This is a genomic window from Streptomyces sp. NPDC005266 (genome assembly GCF_040607655.1).
In the GTDB taxonomy this organism is placed as follows: domain Bacteria; phylum Actinomycetota; class Actinomycetes; order Streptomycetales; family Streptomycetaceae; genus Streptomyces.
The window spans coordinates 43,242-59,311 of the sequence record NZ_JBEXHC010000005.1 but is presented as its reverse complement, the minus strand read 5'-3'; the positions used below and the strand labels follow the sequence as shown (position 1 = coordinate 59,311).

Annotated in this window: 11 protein-coding genes and 1 riboswitch; of the genes, 8 read left to right on the top strand and 3 right to left on the bottom strand. The window is 72.0% G+C overall.

Going from position 1 to position 16,070, the window contains the following annotated elements; all coding sequences use genetic code 11:
- Positions 1 to 19: 19 nt before the first annotated feature.
- Positions 20 to 171: riboswitch (cobalamin riboswitch) on the bottom strand.
- A 172-nt stretch (positions 172 to 343) separates the two neighbouring features.
- Positions 344 to 595: a hypothetical protein gene (locus ABZU99_RS11480; protein WP_355952285.1), complete on the bottom strand. Its 252-nt coding sequence runs from the start codon at positions 593 to 595 to the stop codon at positions 344 to 346.
- A gap of 13 nt (positions 596 to 608) precedes the next feature.
- Complete coding sequence (locus ABZU99_RS11475) at positions 609 to 1,898, bottom strand: inorganic phosphate transporter (RefSeq protein ID WP_356047430.1); 1,290 nt, start codon at positions 1,896 to 1,898, stop codon at positions 609 to 611.
- 317 nt (positions 1,899 to 2,215) lie between these two features.
- Between ABZU99_RS11475 and ABZU99_RS11470 the strand changes: the two genes are divergently transcribed.
- The 6 genes from ABZU99_RS11470 to ABZU99_RS11445 all read left to right on the top strand — a co-directional run bounded on the left by ABZU99_RS11470 (position 2,216) and on the right by ABZU99_RS11445 (position 9,052).
- The gene (locus ABZU99_RS11470; protein WP_356047431.1) at positions 2,216 to 2,899 is read left to right on the top strand and encodes a class II aldolase/adducin family protein; all 684 of its coding nucleotides are present in this window, start codon (positions 2,216 to 2,218) and stop codon (positions 2,897 to 2,899) included.
- Between the two features lie 79 nt (positions 2,900 to 2,978).
- Positions 2,979 to 4,103: an alpha/beta fold hydrolase gene (locus ABZU99_RS11465; RefSeq protein WP_356047432.1), complete on the top strand. Its 1,125-nt coding sequence runs from the start codon at positions 2,979 to 2,981 to the stop codon at positions 4,101 to 4,103.
- Positions 4,104 to 4,327: 224 nt separating this feature from the next.
- On the top strand, positions 4,328 to 5,764 hold the full coding sequence (locus tag ABZU99_RS11460) for a hypothetical protein (protein ID WP_356047434.1): 1,437 nt from the start codon (positions 4,328 to 4,330) through the stop codon (positions 5,762 to 5,764).
- A 150-nt stretch (positions 5,765 to 5,914) separates the two neighbouring features.
- Positions 5,915 to 7,513 carry an ABC-F family ATP-binding cassette domain-containing protein gene (locus ABZU99_RS11455; protein ID WP_356047435.1) on the top strand — a complete coding sequence of 533 codons (1,599 nt, stop codon included), beginning with the start codon at positions 5,915 to 5,917 and terminating at the stop codon, positions 7,511 to 7,513.
- Positions 7,514 to 7,931: 418 nt separating this feature from the next.
- Positions 7,932 to 8,153, top strand: a complete 222-nt coding sequence (locus ABZU99_RS11450; protein WP_009718933.1) for a helix-turn-helix domain-containing protein — start codon at positions 7,932 to 7,934, stop codon at positions 8,151 to 8,153.
- A gap of 119 nt (positions 8,154 to 8,272) precedes the next feature.
- Positions 8,273 to 9,052, top strand: a complete 780-nt coding sequence (locus tag ABZU99_RS11445) for an enoyl-CoA hydratase/isomerase family protein (RefSeq protein WP_355952300.1) — start codon at positions 8,273 to 8,275, stop codon at positions 9,050 to 9,052.
- A gap of 53 nt (positions 9,053 to 9,105) precedes the next feature.
- On the opposite strand, the gene ABZU99_RS11440 is transcribed toward ABZU99_RS11445, so the two are convergent.
- On the bottom strand, positions 9,106 to 10,983 hold the full coding sequence (locus ABZU99_RS11440; protein WP_356047436.1) for a SpoIIE family protein phosphatase: 1,878 nt from the start codon (positions 10,981 to 10,983) through the stop codon (positions 9,106 to 9,108).
- A 94-nt stretch (positions 10,984 to 11,077) separates the two neighbouring features.
- Between ABZU99_RS11440 and ABZU99_RS11435 the strand changes: the two genes are divergently transcribed.
- Both ABZU99_RS11435 and ABZU99_RS11430 read left to right on the top strand, forming a co-directional pair.
- The gene (locus ABZU99_RS11435) at positions 11,078 to 15,334 is read left to right on the top strand and encodes a HAMP domain-containing protein (RefSeq protein WP_356047437.1); all 4,257 of its coding nucleotides are present in this window, start codon (positions 11,078 to 11,080) and stop codon (positions 15,332 to 15,334) included.
- A complete protein-coding gene (locus tag ABZU99_RS11430) occupies positions 15,331 to 15,939 on the top strand; it encodes a response regulator (RefSeq protein ID WP_355952308.1) in 609 nt (202 codons plus the stop codon). Before ABZU99_RS11435 ends, ABZU99_RS11430 begins: the two co-directional genes overlap by 4 nt.
- Positions 15,940 to 16,070 lie beyond the last annotated feature (131 nt).

Below are 16,070 nucleotides of genomic sequence, written 5' to 3'. Positions count from 1 at the left end.
TCGACGTGACCGGCGGTGAGAGTCTCCTGGCTCCCGGATCCGCGGTTCTCCCGGCCTTCCAGCTCCGCATACGGACGAACCATATGGACGAGCCGTGACCCGTACAGGCGATGAGAGAGCGCTCCCCGGTGACAGTGGCGGGACCGCGCCGGATTCTCACCGGCTTCCTCTCCTGCCGCCGTTTGGCTCGGGAAGTCCACCATGGGCCGCGAAGGGCCGTCAACTCGCCTATGACCCGCGATGCGAGAGTGTGCCGAGGCCCACATGGACCGACCGCCGGGCTGCGGCGCTGACCAGCGCCGCAGCCCGGCGGTCGGTGGGGTCGGTCGGGGACGCGCGGTCCTCAGGCGACGATCAGATAGATGCCGTACGCCACGACCGAGGCGCACAGCGCGAAGCAGGCGTACGCGCCGGTGCGGGCGACCGTGGAGCCGTCGCCCGGCACCGCCACCACGACGGCCGTGCCGTCCTGCGGCTGCGGCCGGCTCTTCCGGGACGTGCCGACGATCCCCAGGGTGAAGACGCCGACGATGCCGACCGTCACCGTGAGGCTGATGCCGAAGACCTGGCCGAGTGCCGCCCAGTCGATGCTCATTGCGTAGCTCCCTTTAGCTGGTGGTGCTGGTCGCCGCGGCGGCGGGGGTGGGGGTGGTTTCCGTGGCGGGCGCTTCGGTGGGCTCCGGGGCGCTGCTCGCGGTGGTGGCCCCGGTGGTGTCGGCGGCGGGCGCGCCGCCTACGGGCGGCGGGGCGACGGACTGGAGGGCGGCGGTGACGGCGCCCACCGGCTCGGCGGGCCCGGCCTCGTTGACGTTGGTGTGGTCCACGGGCTTGCGGCGCGACAGCGCCCAGATCGCCCCGCAGGCCAGGACGGCAAGCACGGCGACCGCCGTGACGCCCCCGTTGCCCTGGTCGGCCAGCAGCGCCGCGGCGCCGGCGATCAGACCCGCGGCCGGCAGGGTCAGCACCCACGCCATGACCATGCGGCCCGCGGTCGACCAGCGCACCACCGAGCCCTTGCGGCCGACCCCCGCGCCCATCACGGCACCGGAGCAGACCTGGGTGGTGGACAGCGCGAAGCCGATGTGGGAGGAGGCGAGGATGACCGTCGCGGCACCGGTCTGGGCGGCGAAGCCCTGCGGCGGCTGGATGTCGGTGATGCCCTTGCCCATGGTGCGGATGATGCGCCAGCCACCCAGGTAGGTGCCGAGCGCGATGGCCAGGCCCGCGGAGACGATGACCCACAGCGGCGGGTCGGAGTCCGGCGCGACGACGCCGCCGGTGACCAGCGCCAGGGTGATCACACCCATCGTCTTCTGGGCGTCGTTGGTGCCGTGGGCGAGGGAGACCAGGGCGGCCGAGGCGATCTGGCCGGCCCGGTAGCCCTTCGCGGTGTCCTCGGAGGAGCGGCCGCGGCCCAGCCGGTAGGTGAGCCGGGTGGCGGCCATCGTGGCGAGTCCGGCCACGATCGGCGCCGCGACGGCCGGGATGAGCACCTTCATGACGATCGCGTCGCCGTTGACCCCGTCCAGGCCGACGGATACCACGGTGGCGCCGATGAGGCCGCCGAAGAGAGCGTGCGAGGAGCTGGAGGGGAGCCCGGCGAGCCAGGTCACCAGGTTCCAGAGGATGGCGCCGACCAGACCCGCGAAGATCACTTCGGGTCGGATGCCGGAATCCTCGTCGAGGATCCCTCCGGAGATGGTCTTGGCGACCTCCACGGACAGGAACGCGCCGATGAGGTTGAGGACCGCCGACATCGCCACTGCCACCCGGGGACCGAGTGCTCCTGTGGAGATGGTGGTGGCCATGGCGTTGGCGGTGTCGTGGAAGCCGTTCGTGAAGTCGAACACCAAGGCCGTGATGATCACGATCCCGATGAGAAGCGTGATGTGTTCCATACACCCGGTCAATCAGTTCGAAGGTCGGTATCAGCACGGTGAACGTAAGGAAACTGGATGAACGGAAGGTGAACTGAGTCCGGCGTGACGGTGACGCGGCGGAGAGAGTGCGGCGTCGGCCCGACTCCCGCCGTACTTTCGTACGTCATACGGGGTTTGAGCGGCGTTCCCCGACGGCGTTTCCCCCGGGCCCAAGAGGCGCTCCGCAAGGGTGAAAGGCGGGCCCAAGAGGCGCTCCGCAAGGGGTGAAAGGGTCCGGCCCCGCCCTGCCCCTCGCCCCGGGCACCTGGCAGGATCGGCCCCGGAGGTGAGGGCGTGTGACCCAGTCGCCATCCCCGCGACGGCCGCGGCTGACCCGGCCCCTGCGGCAGGCCTGGGCCCAGGTGGTCCGCACGGCCCGCAGAACCACCGCCGACGGCCTCGTCGTGGGCACCTCGGGCAATGTCTCGGCCCGGGTCGGCGACACCGTCCTGGTGACCCCGAGCGGCGTCCCCTACGACCGGCTCGGCCCGCGCGACGCGGTGGGTGTCGACCTCGACGGCCGGCAGGTTCTCGGAACGCTCGCGCCCACCAGTGAGCTTCCCATGCATCTGGCCGTCTACCGCACCACGGACGCCGCGGCCGTCGTCCACACCCACGCCGTCCACGCCACGGCCGTCTCCACCCTGGTCGACGAGGTCCCCGCGATCCACTACATGACCGGCGCGCTCGGCGGGCCGGTCCGGGTCGCGGGATACGCGCTCTACGGCACCGACGAGCTGGCCGACGCCATGCTCGAGGCGCTGCGCGACCGCAGCGGCTGTCTGCTGCGCAACCACGGCACCGTCGTTCACGGAGCGACCCTGGACCAGGCGTACGACCGCACCGCCCAGCTCGAATGGATGTGCCGGGTCTGGCTCACCGCCGCCGCCGCCGTCCCCGGCCGCGCCCCCGCCCTGATCCCGCCGGACGAGCTGGCCCGCGCCGCCGAGAAGCTGCACGGCTACGGCCAACCCCGCTGAGCCGCCCCGCCGGGGCCGGACCGCCCGACCGGATGCGCCCGTCTGGCCGATGGGCGGCTTCCCGCTCACACTGGGAGGGATGCGTCTGCGGACAACGGCGGCTGCGGCCGCCGCCAGCCTCCTGAGTGTCGGCGCGGCCGCAGTGGCGGCCGGACGGTACGCCATTGGTGCTGCGCTCAAACCGGCCCCCGACCGTCCGCTGCCGAACGAACCCCCGCTCACCGTGCACGGGACCGATGACGGCCGGATCACCCTGACCCGCTCGCTCGCCTCGCTGCGCCCCGGCACCTACGGCCTCGCGGGCCGCGACTGCCACGCCGTCGTCGGCCCCGTCATCGAGGACGTCCCGCACCCCGCCGACTGCGTCGTACGCCGCCTGGAGGCGATCACCCACGGCGCCCTCGAACCCGGCGCGCGGGTCCGGCTCACCCCGCAGGTGCACAACGGCAATCCGCGGGACACCCTCGGCATCGACCACGCCGACGTCGACGTGCCCGGCGAACTCGGCCCGCTGCCCGCGTGGTTCATCCCCGGGGAACGCACCACCTGGGTGATCACCACCCATGGCCTGGGCACCACCCGTGAACACCCTATGGTCGTCATGCCCTTCCTGAGGCGGCTGCGGGTCCCGGTGCTCGACCTCGCCTACCGCGGTGACCCCGGCGCCCCCCGCCCCGAGGACCGCATAGGCCACCTCGGCGACATCGAGTGGCGCGACCTGGACGCGGCCATCCGCTACGCGGTGCGGTACGGAGCCCAGGACATCGTGCTGCACGGCTGGTCCACCGGCGCCACGATGGCCCTGCACGCCGCCGCCAACTCCGCGCTGCGGCACCGCGTCCGCGGCATCGTGCTGGACTCCCCGGTGCTCGACTGGCGGGCCACCCTGCGCGCCCTCGCCCTGGCCCACGGCACCCCCGCCGCGCTGCTGCCGCTGGTGATGCGGGCCGCCGAGGGGCGCGGGCTCGGCGAGAGCGCGCTCGCGGAGGCCTGCGACCCCGAGCGGCTGGCCGTGCCGACGCTCCTCTTCCACGGCCCCGACGACACCCTCGCCCCCTGGAGCGTCTCGCGCGAACTCGCCGCACGCAGGTCCGAACTGGTCACCCTTCACACCGTCCGGCAGGCCCCGCACGCCGCCATGTGGAACGCGGATCCGCACGGGTACGAAGAGGTTCTGCGGCGCTTTCTGACGCCGCTCCTCTAAGCGGTTACGGCGAAGTCACGTGCTGATCCTTCTCGGCGTCCAAGCCCTCGGCCAGGCCGAACGGCGAGGGATCAGCGGCGAACTTCACCGCATCCGCTCAGCGCCTGCCGCGGCGACTCGGGCAGCTCCGCGCGGATGCCCGCCTAGCGACCGGCATCCGCCGGCGGCGACCGCCGGACGGGTGCCGATTGGGCTTTCGGGCCGTCAACGGCGAGACTGCTCCCGTGACGTCCCGTACTCCGCGCGACTCCCGGCTCCGACTCGTCAGCAACCGGCCGCTGGCCACCGCCCGCCGGCCCGCGCCGAATCGCGGCTCCAGACCGGCGCCCCGCCCGCCCGAGGGCACCCCGCCCCCCGCGGAGCTGGCACGGCAGGCCAGATCGGGACTCGCCGGTGCCGTGGAGATCGCCCACTGGGCGGCGACCGAGCACGGCGCGCCCGGCGCGCTCTCCGACGAGGCCGCCGCGCGGGCCGCCGCCGCGCTGGGCCGGAGCCGGCGCGAGGTACGGGCCGACTGGGACCGGGCCCGCCTCGTCGGCCTCGTCGAGTACCACGCCGGCACCTCCCGCCCCGGCTGGCGGCTCCACGCGTGGGACCGCGACGACAGCGCGGTGCTGCGCGGCTGGGTCGCGCTGCTCGACGCGTGGTCCCTGGCCTGCCCCGCCCCGGAGACGGCGGAGCCCTCGGCGGTCGCCGAGGTCGTGGAGGCCGTACCGCAGCTGCTCTCGCTGCTCCAGCTGTCGGCGGGCCCGGTCCAGATCCCCGTGCTGCTGGACATGTTGCGGCAGCGCGTGGCGGAGCTGCGCACCGAGCGCTGTGAGGTCCCCCAGGGCGCCGGGGAGGCCCTGGAGCCGGTCGGCGGCGCCCCGGCCACCCCCGGGACCGCCGAGGACGACGAGGAGGTCCTGGAGAGGCTCCTGGACTGGGCCCTGGACGCGCTCGCCTCCGTGGGGGCGCTCACCGTGCGGGACAGCACCGAGGACGGCCCCGGGGGCGCGGCGGGCGGCCGGCGTGAGGCCGTGCTCACCGCGCTCGGCAACTGGGCGGTGTGGGTCAAGCTGGAGCAGATCTGCGTCGCCGCCCAGAGCCCCGCCGGGAACATCGAGCAGCCCGCCGCCGACATGCTGCGCGGCTGCGCTGGCCTGACCCCGGGCCCCGCCCGTGCCGAGTACCGGGCCTGGCTGGCCGCCCGCCCCGTGGGAAGCGCCGTCACCGAGCTCATCGACGCGGCGCGCGGCGACGACGCGCTGCTGCGGGGTCTGGCCTTCGAGGCGCTGCGCGTGGTCGGGGCGCCCGCCGAGCCCTCCGTACGGGCCGCCGTGGACGAATCGTGCCTGCGCCCGTACGCCCTCATCTGGCTGGCCGAGCACGAGGGCGCCGACCCGGAGGAGGCGCTGGACGCGCTCACCCGCGAGGAGGCCACCTGGCTGTGGGTGGACACCGCCGCCGCCATCTCCGACCACGGGGAGAGCGCGCTGCTCGTCCGCCACCTGGAGTCCGCCGTCCAGGGCACCGTGCCCGCGCTGCTGGTGGAGGTACGGGGCGTGGGCCACCCCCGCACCGTGCAGGTCCTGGTGGCGCTGGCCGCCGCCCACCCCGATCCGGCCCTCGCCAAGGCGGTCCGCCGCGCGGCCTTCCAGGTGCACACCGGCGGGGTCTGACAGCGGGGAGGACCGGGCCAGGCACCGGGGAAAAACGACTTGCCCGCCCCCGGTAAACTAGCCGCATGGCAATTCTCCTCGTGCATTAGACGGCGTCGGCCCGACCTCGCCCGTCCCGTCCGCCGTCCTTCCTGCCCTGGAGTATTCCCCTTGATCACCGCCTCTGGCGTCGAGTTGCGTGCCGGCGCCCGTGTCCTCATCGAGTCCGCTTCCTTCCGTATCGCCAAGGGCGACCGCGTCGGCCTGGTCGGCCGCAATGGCGCGGGCAAGACCACCCTCACCAAGTGCCTGGCCGGTGAGGGCATCCCGGCCGGCGGCACGATCACCCGCTCGGGCCAGGTCGGCTACCTTCCGCAGGACCCGCGCACCGGCGATCTCGATGTCCTCGCCCGCGACCGCGTCCTGTCCGCCCGCGACCTCGATTCCGTGCTCCGCAAGATGCGGGAGAACGAGGAGCGTATGGCCAACGGCAAGGGCGCCACCCGCGAGCGCGCGATGAAGAAGTACGAGCGCCTGGAGACCGAGTTCCTCACCAAGGGCGGTTACGCCGCCGAGGCGGAGGCCGCGACCATCGCCGCCAGCCTCGGCCTGCCCGACCGGGTGCTGGGCCAGCCGCTCCATACGCTCTCCGGCGGTCAGCGGCGCCGGGTCGAGCTGGCCCGGATCCTCTTCTCGGACTCCGACGTCCTGCTGCTGGACGAGCCGACGAACCACCTCGACGCCGACTCGATCATCTGGCTGCGCGACTACCTGAAGACCTACAGCGGCGGCTTCATCGTGATCTCACATGATGTCGATCTCGTCGAGACGGTTGTCAACAAGGTCTTCTACCTGGACGCCAACCGCTCGGTGATCGACGTCTACAACATGGGCTGGAAGCTCTACCAGGCCCAGCGCGAGGCCGATGAGAAGCGCCGCAAGCGCGAGCGCGCCAACGCCGAGAAGAAGGCCGCGGCCCTCAACTCCCAGGCCGACAAGATGCGCGCCAAGGCCACCAAGACCGTGGCCGCGCAGAACATGGCCCGCCGCGCCGAGAAGCTGCTCGCGGGCCTTGAGGACGTACGGCAGTCCGACAAGGTGGCCAAGCTGCGCTTCCCGGACCCGGCCCCGTGCGGCAAGACCCCGCTGACTGCCGAGGGCCTGTCGAAGTCCTACGGTTCGCTGGAGATCTTCACCGATGTGAATCTGGCCGTCGACAAGGGCTCCCGCGTCGTCATCCTCGGCCTGAACGGCGCCGGCAAGACGACCCTGCTGCGGCTGCTGGCGGGGGTCGAGAAGCCGGACACCGGCCAGGTGATCCCCGGCCACGGGCTGAAGCTCGGCTACTACGCGCAGGAGCACGAGACGCTGGACCCGGACCGCACCGTCCTGGAGAACATGCGCTCCGCCGCCCCGGACCTCGACCTCGTCGACATCCGTAAGACGCTCGGGTCCTTCCTGTTCTCCGGCGACGACGTGGACAAGCCCGCCGGAGTGCTCTCCGGCGGTGAGAAGACCCGGCTCGCGCTGGCCACCCTGGTCGTCTCCTCGGCCAATGTGCTGCTCCTCGACGAGCCGACCAACAACCTCGACCCGGCCAGCCGTGAGGAGATCCTCGGCGCGCTGCGCACCTTCACCGGTGCGGTGGTGCTGGTGACCCACGACGAGGGCGCGGTCGACGCCCTGCAGCCGGAGCGCATTATTTTGCTGCCGGACGGGGTCGAGGACCTGTGGGGCGAGGACTACGCGGATCTGGTCGCGCTCGCCTGACGCCCGGGCGGGCCCCGGCTCGCCCCGTCGGAGCGCCCCTGGGAGCGCCCGTCGAGGCGCCTGACGTCCGATTCTTCCCGTCTGATCCACTTCCTGTAGATCATTCGGCCTAGGCGTGATCCATCATCTGAGTGAGAACGGCTGGTATCGCGGCGCGTCGCGGGCGACCGGCGCGCGGAGCGTACCGTGCGCCGGTCCAGGATGAGCCGGTCCTTGTCGCGTATGCCCTGACCTGCCTCTTCGTCGCTGAATACGAAAGACTGTCAGGGCGAACCGCACCGGAATCCTGGGTTCCGAAGGCCGTCGCGCCGCGATTTCAGGGAATCCTTCATCCACAGACCTTGCCGAATGGGTGGCCAGGACGGCGTGTAGGGGTGATCATGAGAGTCCAGAGCGCACTTCCCATGAGGAGGCACGGGTGGCCGAGACTCTGAAGAAGGGCAGCCGGGTGACCGGCGCCGCGCGCGAAAAGCTCGCGGCAGACCTGAAGAAGAAGTACGACTCCGGTGCGAGCATCAGGGCGCTGGCCGAGGAGACCGGCCGCTCCTATGGATTCGTTCACCGGATGCTCAGCGAATCGGGAGTTTCCCTGCGTGGTCGCGGTGGCGCGACGCGAGGCAAGAAGGCCGCATCGGCCTGATCGCCCGCTCGCTCCGTCGTCATCGGCGGGCAGGGACGGTGCCACCCGGCTGATCGTCGGTTCGGCCGGGTGGTTACTGTGCAGTCACTTGTACTGACTGCAGCCCAGCGGAGGCTCCTGTGACCCTGCTCGACAAGGACGGCGTTCAGCTCACCATCGATGACGCGGTCGCCACGGTGACCCTGACCAACCCGGCCAAGCGCAACGCCCAGTCGCCCGCGCTGTGGCGGGCGCTGGCCGAGGCCGGACGGCTGGTGACCGGCGGCGTGCGCGTCGTCGTGCTGCGCGCCGAGGGCAAGTCCTTCTCGGCAGGCCTTGACCGGCAGGCGTTCGCGCCCGAGGGGTTCGACGGCGAGCCGTCCTTCATCGATCTGGCGCGCGGCTCCGACAGCGAGCTGGACGCCGCCATAGCCGAGTACCAGGAGGCGTTCACCTGGTGGCGGCGGAACGACATCGTGTCCATCGCCGCCGTCCAGGGCCATGCCATCGGCGCCGGCTTCCAGCTCGCCCTCGCCTGCGATCTGCGGGTGTGCGCGGACGACGTGCAGTTCGCGATGCGCGAGACCAGCCTCGGTCTGGTGCCCGACCTCACGGGTACGCATCCGCTGGTCGGGCTGGTGGGGTACGCCCGGGCGCTGGAGATCTGCGCGACCGGGCGCCTCGTCCACGCCGATGAGGCCGAGCGGACGGGCCTGGCCAACCTCGTCGTCCCCGCCGCCGAGCTGGACGCCGCGGCCCGGGACCTGGCCGCGGCCCTTCTCGCCGCGCCCCGGGACGCGGTGATCGAGACGAAGGCGCTGCTGCGAGGCGCCGTGGACCGTACGTACGAGGAGCAGCGGACCGCCGAGCGCGCCGCCCAGGCCCGGCGCCTGCGCGACCTCGCGGGCCTGGCCGACTGAATGGTGTCCCGGGGGATGTGCCCCGGGTCCCCGGACGCCCTTCGGACGTCTTCTCACATCGCCGGACGGGTTGGCTCTCGCATCTCCGCCTCCAGCACCAGCACCGCGAGATCGTCGTCGATCGGCTCGGTGCCGAAGTCGTGCGCGGTGCGCCGCACCCGCTCCGCGACGGCCTGGGCGCCGAGCCCGACGCAGCCGCGCAGGATGTCGGCGAGGCCGTCGTCGTCGTCCAGCTCCCGCTTGCCGTTCCGCCGCTCGGTGACCCCGTCGGTGACGCACAGCAGCGTCTCGCCGGGCGCGAGGTGACAGGTGTCGGCGTGGAAGCCGGGGCTGTCCACGATGCCGAGCAGGAGCTGGGGGGTGGCCGCGGCCGAGACCGAGCCGTCGACGGCCAGCAGGAGCGGCAGCGGATGGCCGGCGCTGGCCAGCGTGCACCCGGCCCCGCCCCTGGCCAGGTCCGGCTCCAGCTCTCCGTAGAGCAGGCTCAGAAACCGGGGCCGGGCCTGCTCGCCGCCGAGCGCCGCCGCCTCCGCGTCCTCCTCCACCAGCGCCTGGTTCAGCCGGTTGAGGACCGACTCGACGCCGTGGCCCTCCCGGGCCAGCAGCCGCACCAGATGCCGGGCGAGCCCGGTGACCGACATGGCCTCCGGATCGCTGCCGCAGACGTCCCCGAGCAGGAAGCACCAGCGCCGGGCGGTCATCGGGAACAGGTCGTAGAAGTCGCCGCCGACGGTCTGGCCCTCGCCGTGCGGCTCGTAGACGATCGCCGAGTCGACCCCCGGGATCCGGGCGAGCGACATGGGCAGCTGGCGGCGCTGGAGCGCCCGGCTGATGGTCGCCTGCCGGGTGTACTGCCGGGCCGTGGCCACCGCCTGGGCCATCCGCCGCGCCACATCCTCCGAGAGCCGCATCACACCCCCGGACATCCGGGTCGCACCGGCCCGCCCGAGCAGGAGCACACCGTGGCTGCGGCTGTGGGCGACGAGCGGGAAGCAGACCGCGGACCCGCCCGTGCCCCGGGGGTCCGCGATCTCGGGCCAGGGCCACGGGGTGCCCCCGATCTCGAGCCCGGTCGGCGGCGGCCCCTCCTCCAGCACCATGCGCAGCGCGTCGATGCGGCGCTCGTCGTTGTGCCAGACGCGGGCGAGCTCCAGCCCGCCGCTGTCGGTGCTCAGCCACACCGCGCACCAGTCGGCCAGCCGGGGGACCAGCAGCTGTCCCGCGAGGGCGGCGACCATGTTCTCGTCGAGCTGCCCGGTGAGCAGTTCGCTGGCCTCGGCGAGGAATGACGGCCCGCCGCGGTCGACCCATTCGGCGGTCGGGTCGCGGGAGCCGCGCGGCGGGGCGGGGGCGAGGGTCTCGGCGAAGCGCAGCTCATGGCCGAGCGCCCCGGCGGGGATGGTACGCAGCTCCGGTTCCTCCTCGGCGGCCAGCCGGAACCAGACGGTCTTACGGGTGCGGTGGTACGTCACGCCCCAGGACTCGGCGAGCGCGCCGATCAGCTGGAGGCCGCGGCCGCGGCCCTGGCCCTTGCCCTCGGGGCCGCCGTGGACCGCGCTGGCGGGATGGAGGTCCGTCACCTCGACGACGATCCCCGGGCGGCGCGGCGGCTCCTTGACGACGGCCGGCCCTTCCAGGGCGGCCGGCCGTTCCGTGGCGGTGGCGTCATCGGCCTCCCCGCCCTGAAGCCGGCAGATGATCTCGACCCGGGTGCCCGCATGCAGCACCGCGTTGGTGGCCAGCTCGCTCACCAGCAGCGTCGCGTCATCGATCAGCCGGTCGCTGACCGTGCCGAGCCCCAGCGTCTCGCTCGCGCCCTGCGCCGTCAGCGCCGTACGGACGAAGGCACGCGCGGCGCCGGGAGCGCGCACGCTTCCGGGCAGCGTCGTCCGCGAGACGGACTCACGCGAGAGGGGAAGCAGGACTCCCACGTGCAGCTCCTGGGCATGAAGGGCGGATTAGTCCATATAGGTGCCATATTATGACAGACGGGGGCATATGAAGTGATCTTCAAGGGGCGACGCCATGGCACTCGACCCGATCCCCACCGACACCGCCCGCGCCCCACGGCCCGGGGAATCCCCGGAGCCCGCCCCGGCGTCGGGCCCGGCGCGCGGTGAGGAGGCCGGTCACCCGGCCGAGTCGCGCTCCCTGCTGGCGGCGATGCACGCCTTGTGCGACGGGGACTTCACGGTCCGCATGGACGGCGGGGGCGAGGGCCTGGCCGGCGAGATGGCCGGGGTGTTCAACCAGTTGGCCGCGCGCAACGCGCATCTGGCCGGAGAGCTGCAGCGCGTGCGCCGCGAGGTCGCGCGTCACGGCAGACTGGACGAGCGGCTCACGGCCAGTCCGGGCCAGGGGGAGTGGACGACCAGCGTGGACGCGGCCAATCAGCTGGTGGACGCCCTGGTCGGGCCGGTCTCCAACGCCACCCGGGTGCTGGACGCGGTCGCGGCGGGCGATCTGACCCGGCGGGTGGATCTGCACGACGGCAACCGTCAGGTCCGCGGCGATCTGCGCCGGCTGGGCCTGGGCGTGAACCGTACGGTGGACCAGCTGTCCCTGTTCACCGGCGAGCTGACCCGGGTGGCCCGTGAGGTCGGCATCGAGGGCCGGCTGGGCGGCCGGGCCTCCGTGCGGGGGCTGACCGGCGACTGGCGCGTGGTGACCGAGGCCGTCAACACCATGGCCGCGCGGCTGACCGCGCAGGTCCGGGACATCGCCGGGGTGACCACCGCGGTCGCGCGCGGCGACCTCACCCAGCAGGTCACGGTCGAGGCCACCGGCGAACTGCTGGAGCTGAAGCTGACCGTGAACACGATGGTCGATCAGCTCTGCGCCTTCGCCGACGAGGTGACCCGGGTGGCCCGCGAGGTGGGCACCGAGGGCGAGCTGGGCGGCCGGGCGCAGGTGCGCGGCGTCTCCGGGGTCTGGGAGGACCTGACGGACAGCGTCAACTTCATGGCGTCCAACCTGACGTCCCAGGTCCGCAACCTCGCGCAGGTCACCACGGCGGTCGCCAACGGCGATCTCTCGCAGAAGATCACCGTGGACGCCCGCGGCGAGATCCTGCAGCTGAAGTCGACGATCAACACGATGGTCGACCAGCTCTCCGCCTTCGCGGACGAGGTGACCCGGGTGGCCCGCGAGGTCGGCACCGAGGGCCGGCTCGGCGGCCGGGCGCAGGTGCGCGGGGTCTCCGGGGTCTGGAAGGACCTCACCGAGAACGTCAACTTGATGGCGGACAACCTGACCTCCCAGGTCCGCAACATCGCGCAGGTCGCCACGGCCGTGGCGGAGGGTGATCTGGGCAAGACGATCACGGTGGAGGCGAAGGGCGAGATCCTGGAGCTGAAGTCGACGATCAACACCATGGTCGACCGGCTGTCGTCGTTCGCCGACGAGGTGACCCGGGTGGCCCGCGAGGTCGGCACCGAGGGCAACCTGGGCGGCCAGGCTCAGGTGCGCGGGGTCTCCGGGGTCTGGAAGGACCTTACCCAGAACGTCAACTCCATGGCCCTGAACCTGACCTCCCAGGTGCGCAATATCGCCCAGGTGACCACGGCGGTCGCCGACGGCGATCTGTCCAAGAAGATCACGGTGGACGCCCGCGGGGAGATCCTGGAGCTGAAGGACACCGTCAATACCATGGTCGAGCAGCTGCGGGCCTTCGCGGACGAGGTGACCCGGGTGGCCCGCGAGGTCGGCACCGAGGGCATGCTCGGCGGCCGGGCCCAGGTCCCGGGAGCCTCGGGGGTCTGGAGGGACCTGACGGACAACGTCAACTTCATGGCGTCCAACCTGACCTCCCAGGTCCGCAACATCGCGCAGGTCGCCACCGCCGTCGCCCGGGGCGATCTGTCCAAGAAGATCGACGTGGACGCGCGCGGCGAGATCCTGGAGCTGAAGACCACCATCAACACGATGGTCGACACGCTCTCCGCGTTCTCCTCCGAGGTGACCCGCGTCGCCCGGGAGGTCGGCAGCGAGGGCCGGCTGGGCGGCCAGGCCCGGGTCGAGGCGGTCTACGGCACCTGGAAGCGGCTGACCACCGGCGTCAATGAGCTCGCCCTCAATCTGACCACCCAGGTGCGGGCCATCGCCGAGGTCGCCTCCGCCGTCGCCCAGGGCGATATGTCGGGGTCCATCTCGGTCGAGGCCCAGGGCGAGGTCGCCGAGCTGAAGAACAACGTCAATCTGATGGTCACCAACCTCCGCGAGACCACCCGGGCCAAGGACTGGCTGGAGTCCAACCTGGCCCGCATCGCCTCCCTGATGCAGGGCCACCGGGATCTCGTCGAGGTCGCCGACCTGATCCTGCGCGAGCTGACCCCGCTGGTGAACGCGCAGTTCGGGGCGTTCTTCCTCAGCGCGGCCGGCGCCCAGCCCGGTGAGGGCCTCCAGCTGATCGCCGGCTACGGCACCGACCAGGACAACGCACCGCTGCCGCGGACCGGCACCGCCGGCCGCGGGCTGGTCGCCCAGGCGGCCCTGGAGAAGAAGCGCATCCTGATCACCGATGTCCCGCCCGACTACATCACCATCAACTCCGGACTCGGCTCCGCGCTCCCGGCCAGCGTCGTCATCCTGCCGATCCTCTTCGAGGACCAGGTGCTCGGAGTGATCGAACTGGCCTCCTTCAGCCGGTTCAGCGAGGTCCACCTGGCCTTCCTCGACCAGTTCGTCAACACCATCGGCGTCTCGATCAACACGATCATCGCCAACGCCCGCACCGAGTCGCTGCTCTCCGAGTCCCAGCGGCTGACCGCCGAGCTGCGCCAGCGCTCCAACGAGCTGCAGCGCTCCAACGCGGAGCTGGAGGAGAAGGCCGCGCTGCTGGCCACCGCCTCGCAGTACAAGTCCGAGTTCCTGGCCAATATGTCGCATGAGCTGCGCACCCCGCTCAACTCCCTGCTCATCCTGGCCCGGCTGCTCGCCGACAACGCCGAAGGCCGGCTCTCCTCCCAGGAGGTGCAGTTCGCCGACACCATCCACCGCTCCGGCGCCGATCTGCTCCAGCTGATCAACGACATCCTGGATCTGTCGAAGATCGAGGCCGGCCGGATGGACGTCCGTCCGAAGAAGCTGCCGCTGGTCAAGGTGCTCGACTATGTGAACGCCACCTTCCGGCCGCTCGCCATCGACCAGGGGCTGTCCTTCGAGATCACCGTCGGCGAGGACGTCCCCCGCGAGCTGTTCTCCGATGAGCAGCGGCTCCAGCAGATCCTGCGCAATCTGCTCTCCAACGCGGTGAAATTCACCTCGTCCGGCGGCGTCACCCTGCGCGTCGAGCGGCCGTCCGGAGTGCGGTTCGAGGAAGAGACGCTGCGGGGCGCGGAGGCCGTCGTCGCCTTCTCCGTCTCGGACACCGGCATCGGCATCCCCCCGGAGAAGCTGCCGGTGATCTTCGAGGCGTTCCAGCAGTCCGACGGCACCACCAGCCGCAAGTACGGCGGCACCGGTCTCGGGCTGTCCATCAGCCGGGAGATCGCCGGAATGCTGGGCGGCCGGATCGTCGCCGAGAGCGAACTGGGCGTCGGCTCCCGCTTCACCCTCTACATCCCCTCGCACTTCCGAGGCGTCGTCCAGGTGCCCGACCCCGCCGACCCCCGGGCCTCCGGCTCCACCGTCCCGGCGGTGCTCCACGCGCCGGAGGAGCCGCTGCCGGACACCGCCGACCACGCGCCCAGTGGGGTGTTCGGCGATACGGGCGGCGTGATCGGCCTCGGCACCAAGGAGAAGGCGCCGGAAGGCCCCGGGGGTGGTCGCGGTGACGCCGACGGCGGCCACGGCGGCGGTGACGAGGCCTGGTCGGAGAGCGCCCGGCTCCAGGAGTGGCAGCACGGACGCCCCGCCCGGGTGATGGGGGGCCGTCGCATCCTCATCGTGGACGACGACATCCGGAACGTCTTCGCGCTCACCCATGTGCTGGGCCGGGTCGGCGTGTCCGTGAAATACGCCGAGAACGGCCGCGAGGGCCTGGAGGTGCTGCACCGCAATCCGGATGTGTCCCTGGTCCTGATGGACGTGATGATGCCCGAGATGGACGGCTACGAGACGATCCGGGCCATCCGCGGCACCCCCCGGCTCGCCGATCTGCCGATCATCGCCCTCACTGCCAAGGCCATGCCCGGCGACCGCGAAAAGGCGATCGACAGCGGTGCCGACGGCTATGTCCCCAAACCGGTGGAGGTGGACCGGCTGATGTCCGCCATCGTCGATCTGCTCGATCCGGAGGGCGCGGAGACGGGGCCGCCGAAGACCGGACAGGGGGAGACATGAGCGTCAGCACGACCGACAAGGCCGGAATCCTGATCGTCGACGACATGGAGGAGAACCTGATCGCGCTGGAAGCCGTCCTCGGCCCGCTCGATCAGCAGCTCGTCCGCGCCCGCTCCGGCGAGGAGGCGCTGAAGGCGATGCTGCGCCAGGACTTCGCCGTCGTGCTGCTCGATGTGCTGATGCCGGGCATGGACGGCTTCGAGACCGCCGCCAACATCAAGCGGCTCGACCAGACCAAGGACGTCCCGATCATCCTGCTCACCGGCACCGACGCCGACTCCGACTACGCCTACCGGGGCTATGCGATCGGCGCCGCCGACTTCCTCACCAAACCCTTCGACCCCTGGCTGCTGCGGACGAAGGTCAATGTCTTCCTGGAGCTGCACCGCAAGAACCGCCAGCTGGAGGCCCAGGCCGAGCAGCTACGGCAGCGGCTCGCCGGCGACCGCGCCCCCGCGGCGGACCGGCTGGTGACGGTCGCCGAGCAACTGGCCCGGACCGAGGTACTGCTGCGCGACGCCGAGGACGAGGAGGCCGGGGAGCTGGCCGACCGCGTTGCCGAGCTGGAGCGCACCGTTGAGGGGATGCGGAAGGACGCCGGCTGAGCGGGGGTGCGGGGCCATGGCGTTTCCGCGGCGGGCCGGCTGGTGACGGTCGCCGAGCAACTGGCCCGGACCGAGGTACTGCTGCGCGACGCCGAGGACGAGGAGGCCGGGGAGCTGGCCGACCGCGTTGC

Bases quoted from the DNA above. Each gene is read 5' to 3' on its own strand.
- ABZU99_RS11480 (WP_355952285.1), bottom strand. From the start codon at position 595: ATGAGCATCGACTGGGCGGCACTCGGCCAGGTCTTCGGCATCAGCCTC.
- ABZU99_RS11475 (WP_356047430.1), bottom strand. From the start codon at position 1,898: ATGGAACACATCACGCTTCTCATCGGGATCGTGATCATCACGGCCTTG.
- ABZU99_RS11465 (WP_356047432.1), top strand. From the start codon at position 2,979: ATGCGTCTGCGGACAACGGCGGCTGCGGCCGCCGCCAGCCTCCTGAGT.
- ABZU99_RS11435 (WP_356047437.1), top strand. From the start codon at position 11,078: ATGGCACTCGACCCGATCCCCACCGACACCGCCCGCGCCCCACGGCCC.
- ABZU99_RS11430 (WP_355952308.1), top strand. From the start codon at position 15,331: ATGAGCGTCAGCACGACCGACAAGGCCGGAATCCTGATCGTCGACGAC.